At 42.0% G+C, this 16289-nt stretch carries 18 protein-coding genes and 1 tRNA gene; 12 read left to right on the forward strand and 7 right to left on the reverse strand.

What is annotated here, in order from left to right; all coding sequences use genetic code 11:
• Positions 1 to 264 (forward strand): bluetail domain-containing putative surface protein (locus tag H6G76_RS13110; RefSeq protein ID WP_277883086.1); only part of this gene is annotated, 264 nt, incomplete at its 5' end.
• 142 nt (positions 265 to 406) lie between these two features.
• On the opposite strand, the gene H6G76_RS13115 is transcribed toward H6G76_RS13110, so the two are convergent.
• Positions 407 to 1420, reverse strand: a complete 1014-nt coding sequence (locus H6G76_RS13115; protein WP_190700815.1) for a glycosyltransferase family 2 protein — start codon at positions 1418 to 1420, stop codon at positions 407 to 409.
• Positions 1421 to 1434: 14 nt separating this feature from the next.
• Positions 1435 to 2139: a C40 family peptidase gene (locus H6G76_RS13120; RefSeq protein ID WP_190700817.1), complete on the reverse strand. Its 705-nt coding sequence runs from the start codon at positions 2137 to 2139 to the stop codon at positions 1435 to 1437.
• A gap of 6 nt (positions 2140 to 2145) precedes the next feature.
• Here H6G76_RS13120 and H6G76_RS13125 point away from each other — a divergent pair, with 6 nt between their 5' ends.
• Complete coding sequence (locus H6G76_RS13125) at positions 2146 to 3084, forward strand: serine hydrolase (RefSeq protein ID WP_190700819.1); 939 nt, start codon at positions 2146 to 2148, stop codon at positions 3082 to 3084.
• Between the two features lie 315 nt (positions 3085 to 3399).
• Positions 3400 to 4215, forward strand: coding sequence for a hypothetical protein (locus tag H6G76_RS13130; RefSeq protein ID WP_190700820.1), 816 nt, complete (start codon positions 3400 to 3402; stop codon positions 4213 to 4215).
• 143 nt (positions 4216 to 4358) lie between these two features.
• On the opposite strand, the gene H6G76_RS13135 is transcribed toward H6G76_RS13130, so the two are convergent.
• The 4 genes from H6G76_RS13135 to pds all read right to left on the reverse strand — a co-directional run bounded on the left by H6G76_RS13135 (position 4359) and on the right by pds (position 8426).
• Positions 4359 to 5669 (reverse strand): ABC transporter substrate-binding protein, encoded by a 1311-nt coding sequence (locus H6G76_RS13135; protein WP_190700822.1) that lies wholly within the window; start codon positions 5667 to 5669, stop codon positions 4359 to 4361.
• A 191-nt stretch (positions 5670 to 5860) separates the two neighbouring features.
• Positions 5861 to 5952, reverse strand: a tRNA-Ser gene (locus H6G76_RS13140).
• A gap of 118 nt (positions 5953 to 6070) precedes the next feature.
• Positions 6071 to 7003, reverse strand: a complete 933-nt coding sequence (crtB, locus tag H6G76_RS13145; protein ID WP_190700824.1) for a 15-cis-phytoene synthase CrtB — start codon at positions 7001 to 7003, stop codon at positions 6071 to 6073.
• Positions 6987 to 8426: a 15-cis-phytoene desaturase gene (gene pds / locus H6G76_RS13150; RefSeq protein WP_190700827.1), complete on the reverse strand. Its 1440-nt coding sequence runs from the start codon at positions 8424 to 8426 to the stop codon at positions 6987 to 6989. Before pds ends, crtB begins: the two co-directional genes overlap by 17 nt.
• Positions 8427 to 8648: 222 nt before the next feature.
• Between pds and H6G76_RS13155 the strand changes: the two genes are divergently transcribed.
• The 7 genes from H6G76_RS13155 (at position 8649) to H6G76_RS13185 (ending at position 13718) form a co-directional block, all read left to right on the forward strand.
• Positions 8649 to 9737, forward strand: coding sequence for a glycoside hydrolase family 3 protein (locus H6G76_RS13155; RefSeq protein ID WP_190700830.1), 1089 nt, complete (start codon positions 8649 to 8651; stop codon positions 9735 to 9737).
• 135 nt (positions 9738 to 9872) lie between these two features.
• A complete protein-coding gene (locus H6G76_RS13160; RefSeq protein WP_397333635.1) occupies positions 9873 to 10208 on the forward strand; it encodes a hypothetical protein in 336 nt (111 codons plus the stop codon).
• Between the two features lie 255 nt (positions 10209 to 10463).
• Positions 10464 to 12110, forward strand: coding sequence for a radical SAM protein (locus H6G76_RS13165; protein WP_190700833.1), 1647 nt, complete (start codon positions 10464 to 10466; stop codon positions 12108 to 12110).
• A gap of 11 nt (positions 12111 to 12121) precedes the next feature.
• A complete protein-coding gene (locus H6G76_RS13170) occupies positions 12122 to 12313 on the forward strand; it encodes a CPXCG motif-containing cysteine-rich protein (protein WP_190700835.1) in 192 nt (63 codons plus the stop codon).
• Between the two features lie 19 nt (positions 12314 to 12332).
• Entirely contained in the window at positions 12333 to 12797 is a 465-nt protein-coding gene (locus H6G76_RS13175; protein ID WP_190700838.1) for an SRPBCC family protein, read from the forward strand.
• A 212-nt stretch (positions 12798 to 13009) separates the two neighbouring features.
• Positions 13010 to 13417: a phage holin family protein gene (locus H6G76_RS13180; protein WP_190700841.1), complete on the forward strand. Its 408-nt coding sequence runs from the start codon at positions 13010 to 13012 to the stop codon at positions 13415 to 13417.
• A gap of 115 nt (positions 13418 to 13532) precedes the next feature.
• Complete coding sequence (locus H6G76_RS13185; RefSeq protein WP_190700844.1) at positions 13533 to 13718, forward strand: YqaE/Pmp3 family membrane protein; 186 nt, start codon at positions 13533 to 13535, stop codon at positions 13716 to 13718.
• A gap of 170 nt (positions 13719 to 13888) precedes the next feature.
• On the opposite strand, the gene H6G76_RS13190 is transcribed toward H6G76_RS13185, so the two are convergent.
• Entirely contained in the window at positions 13889 to 14671 is a 783-nt protein-coding gene (locus H6G76_RS13190; protein WP_190700846.1) for a histidine kinase, read from the reverse strand.
• Positions 14672 to 14856: 185 nt separating this feature from the next.
• On the opposite strand from H6G76_RS13190, the gene petJ reads away from it, so the two are divergent.
• Both petJ and H6G76_RS13200 read left to right on the forward strand, forming a co-directional pair.
• Entirely contained in the window at positions 14857 to 15234 is a 378-nt protein-coding gene (gene petJ, locus H6G76_RS13195; protein WP_190700849.1) for a cytochrome c6 PetJ, read from the forward strand.
• A gap of 18 nt (positions 15235 to 15252) precedes the next feature.
• Complete coding sequence (locus H6G76_RS13200; protein WP_190700852.1) at positions 15253 to 16272, forward strand: aldo/keto reductase; 1020 nt, start codon at positions 15253 to 15255, stop codon at positions 16270 to 16272.
• The last annotated feature ends 17 nt before the right edge of the window (positions 16273 to 16289 follow it).

The following is a 16289-nucleotide window of genomic DNA, read 5'->3' on the forward strand; positions in this document are numbered from 1 at the left end:
ATTGATAGCATTCATGCAGTATCGGCAGCCAATTTAGTACAACTTGGGACTGTTGCGAGTTTGAATTTGTCAGATATACAAGCGGTATTAACAGAGAGTGCGTTTGTAGCTAATGGTGCAGCTACTTTTACACTCGGTAGTAGTAAGTCTCAGCAGACTTTTTTGGCACTGAATGATGATGTCAATGGATTTTCGGCACTGACAGATGCGGTGATTGAAATTACTGGCTACAAGGGTAATTTGGCTTCTCTCGCTGTTGTTTAATTTTCAACTACACTTGATATTCAAAAACCTGCTGAATTTATTTATATCCAGCAGGTTTCACGATAAATAGGCATCAAAACTCTTAAATGTTGGCAAAACAAATGCAAATAAATGCTAACTATCTTGTTCTCAACTTTTTACGTTAGCTAACATCTTTTGTTACTACTTCACGCACACGATAGATAGGCCGACCTTGAGATTCGTGGTAGGTACGCATGAGTAACTCTGCTAATAGTCCAAAGCAAAATAGTTGCACTCCAGTCACAAATAACAGCACTGCCAAAATCAGCAAAGGACGATTACCAATCATTACACCCATTGCCAATTTGATAAACGTCAAATAAATTCCTAACCCTGCACCCAACACCATCGAGGTCAAACCCAATAGCCCAAAAACGTGCATCGGTCGAGTCAGGAATTTTTTCATAAACAAAATTGTTAACAAATCCATCAACACCCGAAATGTCCGGGATATGCCGTATTTACTGCGCCCAAACCGCCGCGCGTGGTGACGTACAGGCATTTCGGTAATTCTTGCCCCTTCTATATATGCCAAGGCGGGTAAAAATCGGTGCAATTCGCCGTAAAGATGCATATCTGCAACTAATTCCGCCCGATAAGCTTTCAAAGAACAGCCATAGTCATGAATATACACACTTGTCGTGCGACGAATCAGCCAATTAGCAATTTTGGAAGGTAACAATCGATTTACTGCCCCATCTTGGCGATTTTGCCGCCAGCCACTTACTAAATCGTAACCTTCATCTAGCTTTGCCAATAACATGGGAATATCCGCCGGATCATTTTGCAAGTCAGCATCTAAAGTGATAACTGCTTTGCCAACTGCATAGTTAAACCCAGCAGACATGGCGGCGGTTTGTCCGTAATTGCGCCGCAAAATTACCGCTTTTAAATCACTGCGAACTTGCGCTTGGGCTTTCAAAAACTCCGCAGAACCATCAGTTGAACCATCATCCACACAAATGATTTCATAACTGATTTGATTTTCAGATAAAGTAGATGCGATCGCCTCCATTAACAGAGGCAAGCTTTCCACCTCATCACGCACCGGGACAACTACCGATACATCGGGGACATTTGCCGACATCGCCCCATTCTCCTGTACCATTTTCCCTCTAATTAAGCCACTCCTCATAACTCTTTATGACCTCAACGCCTCTGTGGTTCGTAACTCTTCACAACTCTGCCAGCACCTCGTAGCTGCTGATAATATGACCGACTTACCTCATCTCCCTGTTCCGAGAGAACATCAATTCCAATCCCATTGCGTCCCTGTGCTTTGCCGGAACTATGGATATAACGACCATCACCCAAATAAAGCCCCACATGGGTAGCTTTTTGGGGTGTACCAAAAAAAACTAAATCGCCTGGTTGTAATTCAGCAATAGAAATCGCTTGCAAAAATGCTTCTTGCTGATAAGCATCTCGCGGTAGCCAAACTCCCACCGATGCAAACGCCGCCTGCATCAACCCAGAACAGTCATAATTTGGCCCCAGCGTCCCACCCCAAAGATATTCGTTATTGTGCTGCATAGCCTTGTGCATAAAAGCGATGACATTTGGCAGTAGTTTTTTAATCTCAACTTCCGAAAATGTTGCAGCCTGATAAGGTACAGTAGCAGGTTGTAATAAACCCAAATCGGAAACCGATACCCACCCTGGATAATCATCCTCACACAAATACACCTCAACTGCGGCATCTTGATGATTTGATGTTACCTGTAAATGTCGCCCAACAGCTGCTTGAGTTGCCAAGCGCGTACATTCAGGAGAATCATATAAATTGAGGTCAGCAAGACACTGGTATTCATTTGCGGTCAAATTGAAGATTTGGGATTCTGGATTAGAGAGCATTATTCAATGGTTTTCTTTAACAAAGACGAACAACTTGAGAATCTCGGTAATGGCATTTTAGAGGCAACTTGGGCCACATTTCCGACTTTAGCCCGTAATCAAATTGCCATAACATGGGTTGTGTACGATCCGCCTGTACCTGTAAATACTGGTGGCGCATTAACTCCAGATGCCTTTTGGAATCACTCAGTCCGGGGATTTACGTATCGCGGTGTTGAGCGAATTTACCCCGCGAGTGTGGTGAAGTTATTTTACTTGGTAGCAGCCAACGAGTGGTTAGAAAAAGGCATGATCCAAACCTCTAAAGAATTGGAGCGAGCCTTGGGTGATATGATAGTTGACTCTAGTAATGATGCTACAAGTTTAGTAGTAGATATTTTGACTGGCACTACATCGGGGCCAGAATTACCACCAGGGCCTTTTGAAACTTGGAAGCAACAGCGTTATATTGTTAACCGCTACTACCAATCTTTGGGTTGGGATGAGATGGAGACAATTAACGTTTGCCAAAAAACTTGGGGTGATGGCCCTTATGGTCGAGAAAGGGCATTTTATGGCGAGATGTTCGATAATCGCAATATGTTGACGACAAGTGCGATCGCTCGTTTACTACATAGTATCGTCGGTGGAGTTGCGGTTTCTAGTGGGCGATCGCAAGCCATGATGAATATTCTTAAACGCAGTCTCAACCCTGAAGATTTACCTCAAGATGTCGAAGAAGACCAAGTAACAGGGTTTTTGAGCGGTGGACTGCCTCAAAATGCTCAAATTTGGTCAAAAGCAGGTTGGACAAGTCAAGTTCGTCACGATGCAGCGTATATCGAAATCCCAGATAAACGCCCTTACTTACTAGTAGTGTTTACTGAAGGTAAAGCTAATGCTAAAAGCCGTGATATTTTACCCTTTGTCTCTCAATCAGTAGCAGCAGCCATTGGCAATCTTTAAAGCAAAAATTTTTAAGTTAAATTTGCTACTACAAAATCCAAGTATTCTACGTGGTATTTATGAAATAAACCGCGTAGTAGTTCACCACACAAACTGTGTATGGTGGTAAGCCCAGGAGCGAAGGAGAGGTTACAGTTCAATCTCCTCTACTTCCCTGCGACCTTAATGATAAGTCTTTAACCGGACACGGTATTACCACCTTCTCAGGATGTAGGAAATGATTTTCTGGTGTTAAAGTCGAAGTATTGCCCAATTTTACGAACTTAAACTGTAGAATTAGCGATTTTTAGCGGCAATATTTTGTTAGGAGTGAATGTGAATACAATCTTTTTGCGTAAAGGTGTTGTTTTTTTACCAGGTTTAGCTGCTTTTGCTGTTTTAGCCAGTAGTTTTTCGGCTATGGCCCAGACAGTAGATACTCAGCAGTTAACTGAGTCTTCTGCTACCGCCACGTCTCCCAATCAGGTAAATACCGAAGTAGAGACTGCAAACGAAAATCTACCTACCCTACCAGCAACAGAGTCAGGAAAAGCAGCAGATTTAAATGCGCCACAGCAATTTTCCAGTCCTGCCACTCAGGAAACTGCTAGTTGGTCTGTTCCTGGGACAGCAACAACCTCATCAGCGTCTCTTAAACCGGAAGTTGTCGAAGCTAATCCGCAACCCTCGGATGCAAAAGTTGCTCAATCAGATATTGATTTTGGTAGACCTACCCGTGGTGGCAGAAGTTACATTGGGGTTGGCGCGAATATTGGCTTAGGTGGTGGAGAGTCTTCTATAGGCGATGGCAACTTTGCGGTTCTCAGTAAAATTGGACTGACTAATGCGTTCTCTATCAGACCCGCAGCTTTGTTTGGCAACAATACGACAATTCTTGTTCCTGTTACCTACGACTTCTCTCTCCGACAATCAGATCCATTTAGCGAACCTTTAGCGATCGCTCCTTATGTTGGAGTAGGTGCAGCACTTAAAACAGGGGATGATTCCCAAGTTGCAGTCTTGGTATCTGGAGGTATTGACGTACCCCTCAGCTCACGATTCACAGCTACAGCTGGTGTCAATGCAGGATTCTTTGACCAAACTGATGTCGGTTTGCTGATTGGAGTTGGTTACAACTTTAGTAATTACTAAATAGAGGCTAGGGGTTAGAGGCTAGAGGCTAGGGAAGAGCGTTTTTCTGGTTTGATTGTGGGTTTTTCCGAATGCTCATCCCTAATCTCTAGCCCCTTTTTTAAACTAATCTCTACTCCCTAGCCCCTAGCCCCTTTTTTAAACTATTTAGGCGTAACTTTGTCAATGACGGTGATTTTGCCGTCATTTCCTACAGTCCAAACATCGTAGACACCAAGGACATCACCGTTAGCATCAACATCTACATTCCCGCTTGCTCCTTGGTAGTTAATCTTTTTCCCTTCTTTGAGTAACTTCAAGCCTTCACAGACATCAGTAACTTCTGTACCTGAGCCAGCAGAAACTTCTCGGATTTTACTTGATAGGCCCACACCTGAGTTATCTTTAGCTGCCTGTGCTGCCAAGACTAGCAAGGCTGCTGCATCCCAAGCTTGCGGTGCATATTCTCCTGGTGAACCGCCTTTTTTCTCTTTCCAGAGCTTGTTAAAACTTTCTAAGGCTTTGCCATCTGAACCAGGTACTGTACCCAAAGCTCCGGTTAAGATATATTTGCCATCGTCACCTTTACCTACTTGGTCAGGGAAGGTAGGTGATTTTACACCATCTGTTAGCAGGACTTGTACTCCCTTGGTTAAACCTTGTTGATAGGCAGCTTTCAGAAGTAAACTACCAGTTTCAGCATAGAGTACAGCTACTACTGCATCAGGTTTGCCAGCAAAAGCCGCAGCCGCTTCAGTGTCAAAGGTTTGGGCTTTGGGGTCGTACCGGACTGGCTTGGCTTTATTAACTACGGTTCCACCCAATTTTTCAAAAGTGTCTACAAATGCTTTTTCAAAACCGACACCGTAATCGTTGTTAATTACAACTGTCGAAACTCGTTTAAAACCTTTTTTCTTTGCTAATTGAGCTAATGCTAATGCTTGGTAAGTATCCGGGGGTGCAGTACGCGCCCAATAGCCTTTAAAGTCGCCTTTTTTAGCTTTATCTGTAAACACAGGGCTAGTGCTACCAGGAGACACCAGCATCACTTTATTGGGTACGGCAACGGAAACTGCCGCAGTGGAAACACTACTAGCAAAGGAACCAACTACACCAGCGACTTTATCCAGAGTTGCTAGTTTGGTCATCCCAGCCGCACCTGCTTTCGGGTCGGTTTGGTCGTCTACTTGTACGAGTGTTACTGGTTGACCGTTGACTCCACCACAAGCGTTGACGGTATCGACAAGCAAAGGTACAGAACCTACCATCTGCTGTCCGATGGAAGCCAAGTCACCTGTGGTCGGTAGTAAAGTACCAATTTTTAACCCTCCACCATTGCTTGTGGTGCTTGTATTGGCGGCTGGGGTGGCTGTACTTGTGGGATTGGTAGTACTGGAATTTTCACAAGCTGCCATGAGGAAGCCTGTTGCTATGGTAGCTACACTCAAGGCTAGGGCAGCAGTAATTCTTGGCATAATTTACTTTCACTCCTCTGATATTCAGGAGCCTGAAAGTAAGATTTAAACTGTATTTTCAGGTTAGCTCGAACTTAACAGGCTCCAAGTGATAAATAATAACATCCACCTTGAGGAGTAACTGTGTTTATCCTGAAATTAATATTTATTTACATACACACTATCTTGAGTGTGTATTGATTAATCGAAAACGGAGAGGGAGGGATTCGAACCCTCGGTACGGAGTTGCCTGCCGTACAACAGATTAGCAATCTGCCGCTTTCGACCACTCAGCCACCTCTCCAGGGTCACGAATATTTATGATAGCAGGTTTTTTGGGAAAGTCAAACAATTTTTTGTCAATAGTCGATGGTCAATAGTTATTAGGTTGTGACTATGGACTATTGACTATTGACTGTAGACTAAAGTACTTGCGATCGCATCCAAGCCAAAGGTAAGGTGCGTAACTTTTTCCATTGCGGCACGTAAGCACGTTGGCTGAACACATCATAATCGTTGCGTTCAATAACATCCAAAATTTGCCCGTATAGCATGGAGGCTGCCCAGACTGGCCAACGGGCATCGGGTGATAGATGGGTAATGCCTTGTTCAGCTTTGGTATAGAATTGCCTCGCCCGGTCAATTTGAAACCGCATTAAGGCACGCCAACGTTCATCGACTACACCTTGAAAGAATTCTTGCTCGGTGTAGTTAAATCGGTCTAGGTCTTCTAAGGGTATATATATCCGCCCACGCCGGGTATCTTCACCAACATCCCGCAAAATGTTGGTGAGTTGATTGGCAATGCCAAGTGCGATCGCTTCTTCTGTAGGATTATAGGGTTGTTTTTTCTGATCCCAAGGCGCTGTATTCGCTTCGGTATCTACACCCATAATGGCTGTTGACATTAACCCTACAGTGCCAGCCACACGATAACAGTAGAGATATAACTCTTCAAAAGTCTCGTAGCGGCTGCGATATAAATCCATACGCTGGCCAGCAATCATGTCTCGAAAGGGCTGAATGTCTAGTGGAAAGTGTTGCAAACTATCCACTAAAGCGACATCGTAACTTTCTTGTGGGTGTCCTGCAAAAATTGACTCCAGGTGCTGCTCCCATAGATCTAGGGTTTCTGGCGTGGTGATTGCAGATGCAGGCCCATCGACCAATTCGTCTGTACGGCGGCACCAAGCATAAATTGCCCAAACAGCTTGACGCTTTGCCGGACTCATCAGCAAAGTACCAAGGTAAAAGGTTTTGGCATACTTGGCTGTAAGTTGCCGGCAAAGTTTATATGACTCGTCTACAGAGACCAGCGTTTTCATGCGCGGGGGAGAATCAGGCAGTTGCAGCATTCGTTGCAGGCGGTCGGGTTAGCGTTTGTAGGTTTGAGGCACTGGCCTCTGGCAGCGATTCACAAATCGCCTGCGCTGTTAGCTTACCAGAAAGTACGGCCCCTTCCATACTGCCTAGGTAGCGTTGCATGGTGTAACTGCCACTCAGAAAGAAGTTGGCGATGGGAGTTTTTTGGGGCGGACGGTACTGTTGACGACCAGGAGTCGCTTTGTAAACTGAACGCGGCGTTTTCACTACATGAGATTTCAGCAGTTTGGCTGGATTTTCTTTCCCGAAGTGGTCGGGGAAAAGTTTTTCCAACTCTGTCATAGTTGCAGCAACAATTTCCTCGTCAGATTTACTAATCCAATCTTTAGCTGGAGCTAGAACTAATTCCAGCATTGACCGATCTGGGTTAGCGTATTCTCGACAAGTGTTGCTCATATCAGCATAAACGCTGAGGAGGGGCGATCGCGAAAAAAGTAGATGATCAATATCTGTGAGTTTGCGATTAAACCATAACTGGATGTTAATTACTGGCACACCTTCTAAACCTTCGAGCTTTTGGAAAAAATCCATTTGCTTCCAAGGTTCTGGCAACATGACTTTTAAAGGATCAACTGACATGGCTGATACGTAAAAGTCTGCTGTTATGACTTCATCTGGTGCGCCATTTAACCCGCGCAGCAAAAACCCTTTGACTGTGCCATCTGGGTTAAGCAAAATCTCTTTGAGGGGAGCATTCAGCCGAACTTCGCCACCGCGTTCAGTGATGTAATCAACGATTGGTTGACACAGCCTTTCTGTGGGTGAACCATCCAAAAATGCGATTTTAGAGCCGTATCGCTCTTGTAGGAAGCGATTTAAGGCTGTTAATAAAATTGTCGAAGAAACTTCATCGGGGTTGATAAAGGTTAAGGCTTTAGAAGCAGCAATAAACACGTCACTTGCTACACGCTCTCCAACGCCTTGCCTTTTTAACCAATCAGAAAAACTGTACTTGTCCATCTCCTCGACATACTTTTGACCGCGCACGATGGCTGGAAGTAGGCCAATAGCAAATCTAATCTTTTGCTCCCATGTCAACATATCGTTGTTGCGAAGAATCGAGGCAATGATATTAAACGGAGATGGAATATCGGGAACATCAAAACGTGAGAGTGTTCCGGGTTTTTCTGGTTGATTAAAAATTAGTGTATGTTGTTTCCACTGAAGGCGGTCTTCAATGCCTAATTCCTTAAGTAATTGCAGCATATTGGGGTATGCCCCAAAGAAGGCGTGTAACCCGGTTTCGTACCAGTCGCCGTCAGAGTCTTTCCATGCTGCTACAAGGCCACCCAATACATCTCGACGCTCCAAGACAATGGGTGTGTAACCTGCGTCTACAAGATATTTCGCGCAGGAAAGTCCTGCTAGACCAGCGCCAGCGATCGCTACTCGCATTTAAACCTACTGTTCTTCAATATTTCTTAATCGTTTTGTCGTTCTCATTATACGTTGCAATCCGTTACATTTAGCAGTGATTGTGCGATCGCTTGGCGAAAAAGTTCTGTGAAAAGGTGATAGGTGAGAGGTTACAGGTGACAGGGAAAAGTTATATAACCCCTTGTTACATTGGTGGATTTGTATACACAAGTATTTTTTTATAAAAATAGGTAAAAATTTATGCCAACATCACGGGAGTTAGAGTTATTTGGAAATCACTTGATTCTGGGGATTTCTGGAACGACATTAAGCGATGATGATAAACGGGCGTTGAGTGAATTAAAACCAATTGGGGTAATATTTTTTGCAAAAAACTTTCAAGATGGTGTTCCTTATGAAGTTTGGTTAGAAAGCTTCAAAGAATTAATCGACAAAATTCGAGAATATGCTGAACGTGATTCGATGTTCATGACATTAGATCATGAAGGTGGACGTGTAGTACGCACATCTTTACCTATTACTAGATTCCCTTATGCAACGCTCTTGCGATCGCAAGCCCGCGAAGTAGCAAAAGCAACCGCCACAGAACTAAAATCACTGGGAATTAACGTATCTTGGGCGCCTGTAGCAGATATTTACTCTAATCCTCATAATCCGATAATTGGGCCACGTGCCTTTGGGAACACAGCAGAAACCGCAGCGCAAGGTGCTGTGGAATATTACTTAGGGCTGCAAGAATCGGGAATTTTGGGATCTGCCAAGCACTTTCCGGGACATGGAGATACTAGTACTGATTCTCATTTAGAGTTACCAGTGCTGAATTTAACTGTACAAGATTTACGCGATCGGGAATTGATACCTTTCAAAGCCTTAATTGCAGCGCAAATTCCTTTGATTATGACAACTCATATATTGTTTCCCAAAATTGATCCAGATGTGCCAGGGACTATATCGCAACCTATTCTGAAAAATATCCTGCGGGAAGAATTGGGATTTGAGGGTGTGGTTGTGTCGGATGACTTGGATATGAAAGCGATTTCAGATATGTTCACCCAAAGCGGTACTGTTGCACGCGCCTTTAATGCTGGGTGTGACTTGTTTATTGTGTCGCGCAATATCCACTCATCGTCTATTGAAAGGACTTATTACATGGCGAAAGATTTTGCTGATTCTCTTAGTCAGGGTAGCTTGCAGGAAGTGGTAGTTACAGCAGCTAGAGAGAGAATTGAAAAACTACTAGCACAAACACCACAATATATTGTCCATGCTTTGGATAAAGCTACATTACTACGTCATGCGGAGTTAGCGATCGCTTGTACTTTCCAATAAAACTATTTCAAACTCTTTATTTAATGGCAGACTACTTGCGTACAGCTATAGTAGCAATTCACCAGTTACCTAACGTCCCTGAAACCTTGTGGCTGAGAATAATCGGTAGGGGAAACGTGCAGAAACAAGCAATTGATGAATTTAGAAGCACTTTCTCCCGATAACCCTTTCCGTAAAGCAGCATTAGAATTACTGTACAACTTGCAACAAAATTTACAATTTACGCAAAATCCAGATGAAGAAGATAGGGAGTTAGTTATGCGATTAGCACCACTTTATCAACAAGATAGAGAACAAGCTATACAAGAAGGTGAACGCTTAGTGGTGGAAAATTTACTAAAAGTTCGCTTTGGTGAATTAGATAATCAACTGCAAGCAATTATTGAACCTTTATTAGCTTTATCACCGGAAGAGTTTACTCCTTTACTGTTGCAGTTATCTCGTGAGGAATTAATTGCTAGGTTTTGTTAGGTTATACTAGATAAGGCTCGTAAATTTACTTTTAAACGCAGCGAAAAGTTGAGCCAGTGCGTTGGGCGGGTTCCCCGACTTGAAGCAACTGGCGTTGCGTGCGGGGGTTCCCCCCGTTGAGCAAACTTTTCAAGACAAAGGCTCGCGGAGGTAAACGCAAAGGTACGCTGAGTCTTTGTGCAATTTTTTTGCTAACTCTGAAATATAGTTTCAAAAATTACGAATTCCGAATTACGAATTAAAAATTATTTTCACATGACATCATCTATATTTGCTACTGAACGTCTTTTATTTACTCCTGCTAGTCCTGATAATGATGCAATACCCTTAATTTTTGCCTTTCCTAATGAGTATAGTGTGGGAATTACTAGCCTTGGTTATCAGATAGTTTGGGCAACTTTAGCAATGCGCGATGATGTGCAAGTGAGTCGCCTATTTACTGATATTCATGAACAACTTCCCAGACAGCCGGAAATTGTGGGATTTTCGATTTCTTGGGAATTAGATTACGTAAATATTTTAAATTTGTTGGAATCTCTAGATATTCCGATTAGGGCAAATTTGCGAGAGGAACCACATCCACTAATTTTTGGTGGTGGCCCAGTGCTAACGGCTAACCCTGAACCTTTTGCTGAATTTTTTGATGTCATCTTGTTAGGAGATGGCGAAAATCTGCTGGGTGATTTTATTGCAGCTTATAAAGAAGTTAGACAAGCTGATAAGCAAACTCAGCTAAAAAGATTGGCACAAGTACCAGGGATTTATATTCCGAGTTTATATGAAGTGGAATATCAAACACCTGATGGTGAGGTTAAGTCAATTCAGCCGATTTCTTCAGATGTTCCCGCCATTGTTCAAAAGCAAACTTATCGCGGCAATATTCTCTCAGCTTCAACGGTGGTAACAGAAAAAGCTGCTTGGGAAAATATTTACATGGTGGAGGTGGTGCGGAGTTGTCCTGAAATGTGTCGCTTTTGTTTGGCAAGTTATCTGACTTTACCATTTAGAACTGCCAGTCTGGAAAGTTCATTAATTCCAGCGATTGAACGAGGTTTAAAAGTAACAAATCGCCTGGGATTATTAGGTGCTTCTGTTACTCAACATCCAGAGTTTGAGGAGTTATTAAATTATATTAGTCAGCAAAAATATGATGATGTGCGGTTGAGTATTGCCTCAGTCAGAACTAATACGGTAACGGTGCAATTAGCCGAAACTTTAGCGAAACGAGACACGCGATCGCTTACCATTGCTGTAGAAAGTGGTTCTGATCAACTGCGCCAAATCATCAATAAAAAGCTGCAAAATGATGAAATCATCCAAGCGGCGATAAATGCCAAAGCTGGCGGACTCTCAGGCTTGAAACTCTACGGGATGGCAGGTATTCCTGGTGAGGAAGCCGAAGATTTAGACGCAACTGTAGCGATGATGCGGAGTATCAAAAAAGCTGCGCCAGGACTGCGGTTAAGCTATGGCTGTAGTACCTTTGTTCCGAAATCGCATACACCATTTCAATGGTTTGGCGTAAATCGTCAAGCAGAGAAGCGGTTGCAGCTTTTACAAAAACAACTCAAACCCCAGGGAATCGATTTTCGCCCGGAAAGCTATAATTGGTCTATCATACAGGCTTTGTTGTCGAGAGGCGATCGCCGCTTATCTCAACTTCTCGAACTTACCCGCGACTTTGGCGACTCCTTGGGTAGTTACAAACGCGCTTTCAAGCAACTTAAAGGACAAATCCCCGATTTAGATTTCTATGTCCATGCTAATTGGTCAACATCTCAAGTCTTGCCTTGGAGCCACTTGCAAGGGCCGCTACCGCAGTCTACACTACTAAAGCACTTGGATGAAGCGACCAGTCATTTCCGTTCATCCTCCAAAGAACTACAGCCCATAAGTTCATAGCCAAAAATTGAATGCAAACCACTGCTGAGTATTACTGCGCCTTTTGTGGCGAACCAAACTTAACCTTTATTGACTTGAGTGCTGGGGGACAGCAGTCTTATGTTGAAGACTGTCAAGTTTGCTGTAACCCCAATATCTTGTATGTCCGGGTTGACGAAGATACCCTAGATATCGAAATTGATACCGAATACGACGAAGGCTAAATTTTAGGTTTTGCTGTTCATGCTGCACTTCAAACATTCATCTGTAATTAATGCGCCCATAGAAGTAGTTTGGCAATTTCATGAAAGGCCAGATATCCTGCAAATGCTAACTCCACCTTGGCAACCAGTAAAAGTAGTGAGGCGAGAGGGAGGACTGGGAGTAGGTGCTATCACAGAGTTTAACCTGTTTCTTGGGCCATTACCTTTAACTTGGTTAGCGCGTCACACCGAATGTGAACAATATCGTCTATTTGTGGATGAACAAATATCTGGCCCTTTTGAAACTTGGATACATCGACACGAATTTCAGCCGGAAGATGGCAAAACTAAGTTAACAGATGCAATATCTTTCTGTATGCCAGGTGGAAACACAGTTGAATTTATCAGTGGTTGGCTAATACAAACCCAACTAGAGGCAATGTTCCGCTACAGACATTATGTAACAAAGCGAGAATGCGAGACCAGAAGCGGTAACTTTTGGTAGGCATTAGAGATTAGAGACTAGGAGACAGGGGTTATAATTTTTACCATCTTGGGTTTCTAGTTTCTATATCCTGTATTTTATTGGTATTAAGTCAAAATCGGTCAACTGGTAGAAGCCTAATCTATCTTGCAAGAGAGCCTAAAATTTCCCACATAGTTAATGATAGTAGAAAGACATTCAAACAAACTATCGCTGACTTTTAGGTAAAAAAAATGTTGGGAACATTTCTAATAACTGTAGCTACAGCACTGAGCTTACTAATTGTTGACTTAGTTGTGCCTGGTGTGAATATTGCTAACTTTCCTTCTGCCTTAATTGCTGCTGTAGCAATTGGCTTAATCAATAGTTCTGTGAAGCCAGTTCTTTCTACCCTCTCTTTACCGTTAAACTTCGTAAGCTTCGGAGCATTTTCTCTAGTTGTTAACGGTATCTGTTTTGCATTAGCAGCATTTTTAGTGCCTGGTTTTAGTGTTCATGGAATTATTGCGTTTATTCTAGGCCCAGTTGTTCTATCTTTGGCTAGCACCTTTATTGGCAACTACTTTGCGGAAAGAAACTTGTCTTTAACTGGCAACACTTCAACCCCTGGTGAATTACCTCAAGGAAACCCTCAGCAATAGTACAAGCCAAGTCAAAGCGTAATTCTGAATTAGCTTAATTCCGGAGACAGAGTTTGTAATTAAGTTAATTCCAGATAATGTAAATTAATCTAGTTAAAAAACTAACAGCAAAACCATGAAATTATTTCGTTATTTACTTGCCCTTCTAGTGCCTCCTTTAGGCGTTTTTCTAACTGTTGGTATTGGCCCAACGTTGGTAATTAATATTCTGCTTACCCTTCTCGGTTGGCTTCCTGGCAGTATTCATGCGATTTGGGTACTGGCTAAGAGAGAAGAAGCATTTAATACCGGAACTTACTAATTAGCTTCTTCTTACTCAGGCTAGATAAAAGCTTTCCATCTATCTCAGTACACATCTCTCAATAAGGACAGTAATTAAGGTGGGCTATATAAGTCCACCTTTTTTATTAAAGTAATATCACCGACTTCTTTAAGAAGTCGGTGATATTTTGTTCACGAACTCAGATATATCTAGTTTTTATCTGCTGTGTCTTTTTCTTTAAACAAATCAGCAGTTGCTAGTAATAACTCCCGCAAGGTTTGTTTAATTTGAACTTCTTTTCTAGCGATCGCTGTACCTGCTTTGCCTAGTTTATCTTCTAACTGCGATCGCTTTTGGGCGACTTGTGTCGCTAGAACTTCAGCTTGTGGACGCGCTTGGTTATACCAAGTTTTCGCATCTTCTAGATAACTTTGAATTTCTTCAGAACGGCCGCCATAACGTGCAGCTAAATTAGCTCGGACAATTGCTAATTGTGCTTGCAATTGGGCGTAGCGTTGTTTTAACAACGAAACTTCGTCACTATCTTTGATAGCGTTAACAGCCGAGTCAATTACGTTTTTGGTATCAGCAGTTCTTCCTGTATCTGTTTCTTGAATCTCTGCTAATATCACATCCACATCTTGCTGAAGCTTTTCTTCTTCACTATCAAGTTGAGATTGCAACCGTTGAAGTTCTGACTGAGTTTGAATGATATTTTCGTGTCTTTTTTGATTAACTCCTTCTAAAGCCCCCTCAATGGAAGCTGTCACTTCTTCTTTAATTTCAGAGCCTTTTTCTTGGAAGGTTTCAACAACAGCAGAAACCGCATCTCTAACCAGTCCGCGCAATTCAACTGAACCTTCTTTAAACTCAGAAGCAACTTGAGAAACTGCTGATTTCACAATTTCCCGAATTCGTTCAGTCCGTAACTGGCCAGTTTCTTTAGCTTGTTTCAAGTCAGATTGAATTTGTTCTTTGATATTTCTAACCATTTTCAACTCTGGGTATTTAGCTAATTTGGATAAATTTATTTAGTTTAGATTAAACATGGTGGTACACTCACATTGTGGCGTATTCTTTTAGTAATAGGCACTTCCTTTAGATAGAAAGGTGAGCCTATATCGCTATGAACATATTTATGAGAAGATGATCTTTAATTCATCATTTAGTTCAAACAATGGTTGTCACACAAAAACAAGCTATAACCCAAGTAATTAAATTGCTAAAAATAATCCAGTTATTATGTTTTATCCTTTTGTTATTAACCATTAATTTTACTTCACCTGCATTTGCAAACGATACAGCTAATGGCGCACAAATATTTAGCGTTCAATGTGCTGGTTGCCATATCAATGGCGGTAACATAATCAGGCGAGGTAAGAATCTCAAAAAGCAAGCTCTTAAGAAATATGGTATGGATTCAATAGAGGCAATTACAGCCATTGTCACCAATGGTAAAGGTAATATGTCTGCCTATAAAGACCGCCTCACTGAACAAGAAATTCAAGATGTTTCGGCTTACGTCCTTGAACAAGCTGAAAAAAATTGGCGTTAATTAATTCTCAATAAAACAATGGCACTACCCGCAGAAAGTCGTCTTCAATTTACTCCCGATTTAAACATTTGCCGGATATTAAATGGGATGTGGCAAGTCTCTGGTGGACATGGAAGGATTAATCCTCAAGCTGCAATAGAATCTATGTTCCAATATGTGGATGTAGGTTTTACTACCTGGGATTTAGCTGACCATTATGGCCCTGCTGAAGATTTTATTGGAGAGTTTCGCCGTCAATTAATTGCTACTAGAGGTAAAGAAGCTTTAGCTAATTTACAAGCTTTTACAAAATGGGTTCCTCGTCCTGGCAAAATGACGAAGAAATTAGTGGAGGATAACATCAATATCTCTTTGAGGAGAATGGATGTTGAATCTTTAGATTTAATGCAATTCCACTGGTGGGATTATCAAGATAAAAATTATTTAGATGCTCTCAAATATATGGCAGAGTTACAATCAGAGGGCAAAATTAAACATTTAGCTTTGACTAACTTTGATACAGAACACCTGCAAATTATTACAGATGCAGGTATTAAAATTGTTTCTAACCAAGTGCAATTTTCTTTAGTTGACCGTCGTCCTGAAGTGGCAATGGTGAAGTTTTGCCAGCAACATAATATTAAACTTTTTACTTACGGCACAGTTTGTGGTGGGTTGCTTTCAGAAAAGTATTTAGGTAAGCCAGAACCGGGAAGCTTTAATTTAGGTACAGTCAGCTTACGCAAATATAAAAATATGATTGATGCGTGGGGTGGCTGGGGATTATTTCAGGAATGGCTGTCTATGCTGCAAGAAATTGCTGATAAATATGATGTAAGTATAGCCAATGTGGCAGTGCGTTACATTTTAGATAAACCAGCAGTCGGAGGTGTAATTGTTGGTGCGAGACTAGGTATATCTGAACATATCGAAAATAACGCCAAAGTATTTGGTTTTAGTTTAAACCAAGAGGATTGCGATCGCATCGATAAAATCTCTCAGGAATCACAAGATTTGTATCAGTTAATCGGTGACTGTGGTGACGAATATAGAAGATAATTATTAATTCGTAATTA

This window comes from Nostoc sp. FACHB-152 (assembly GCF_014697475.1).
Lineage (GTDB): Bacteria > Cyanobacteriota > Cyanobacteriia > Cyanobacteriales > Nostocaceae > Nostoc_B.

Excerpts from the sequence above, each read along its gene's own strand:
- H6G76_RS13185 (WP_190700844.1), top strand. The coding sequence starts at position 13,533 with ATGAAATTATTTCGTTATTTACTTGCCCTTCTAGTGCCTCCTTTAGGC.
- H6G76_RS13155 (WP_190700830.1), top strand. The coding sequence starts at position 8,649 with ATGCCAACATCACGGGAGTTAGAGTTATTTGGAAATCACTTGATTCTG.
- H6G76_RS13175 (WP_190700838.1), top strand. The coding sequence starts at position 12,333 with ATGCTGCACTTCAAACATTCATCTGTAATTAATGCGCCCATAGAAGTA.
- H6G76_RS13180 (WP_190700841.1), top strand. The coding sequence starts at position 13,010 with ATGTTGGGAACATTTCTAATAACTGTAGCTACAGCACTGAGCTTACTA.
- H6G76_RS13160 (WP_397333635.1), top strand. The coding sequence starts at position 9,873 with ATGAATTTAGAAGCACTTTCTCCCGATAACCCTTTCCGTAAAGCAGCA.
- petJ (WP_190700849.1), top strand. The coding sequence starts at position 14,857 with ATGGTTGTCACACAAAAACAAGCTATAACCCAAGTAATTAAATTGCTA.
- H6G76_RS13115 (WP_190700815.1), bottom strand. The coding sequence starts at position 1,420 with ATGAGGAGTGGCTTAATTAGAGGGAAAATGGTACAGGAGAATGGGGCG.
- H6G76_RS13165 (WP_190700833.1), top strand. The coding sequence starts at position 10,464 with ATGACATCATCTATATTTGCTACTGAACGTCTTTTATTTACTCCTGCT.
- H6G76_RS13120 (WP_190700817.1), bottom strand. The coding sequence starts at position 2,139 with ATGCTCTCTAATCCAGAATCCCAAATCTTCAATTTGACCGCAAATGAA.
- H6G76_RS13135 (WP_190700822.1), bottom strand. The coding sequence starts at position 5,669 with ATGCCAAGAATTACTGCTGCCCTAGCCTTGAGTGTAGCTACCATAGCA.
- H6G76_RS13170 (WP_190700835.1), top strand. The coding sequence starts at position 12,122 with ATGCAAACCACTGCTGAGTATTACTGCGCCTTTTGTGGCGAACCAAAC.
- H6G76_RS13190 (WP_190700846.1), bottom strand. The coding sequence starts at position 14,671 with ATGGTTAGAAATATCAAAGAACAAATTCAATCTGACTTGAAACAAGCT.
- H6G76_RS13125 (WP_190700819.1), top strand. The coding sequence starts at position 2,146 with ATGGTTTTCTTTAACAAAGACGAACAACTTGAGAATCTCGGTAATGGC.
- pds (WP_190700827.1), bottom strand. The coding sequence starts at position 8,426 with ATGCGAGTAGCGATCGCTGGCGCTGGTCTAGCAGGACTTTCCTGCGCG.
- H6G76_RS13200 (WP_190700852.1), top strand. The coding sequence starts at position 15,253 with ATGGCACTACCCGCAGAAAGTCGTCTTCAATTTACTCCCGATTTAAAC.
- crtB (WP_190700824.1), bottom strand. The coding sequence starts at position 7,003 with ATGCTGCAACTGCCTGATTCTCCCCCGCGCATGAAAACGCTGGTCTCT.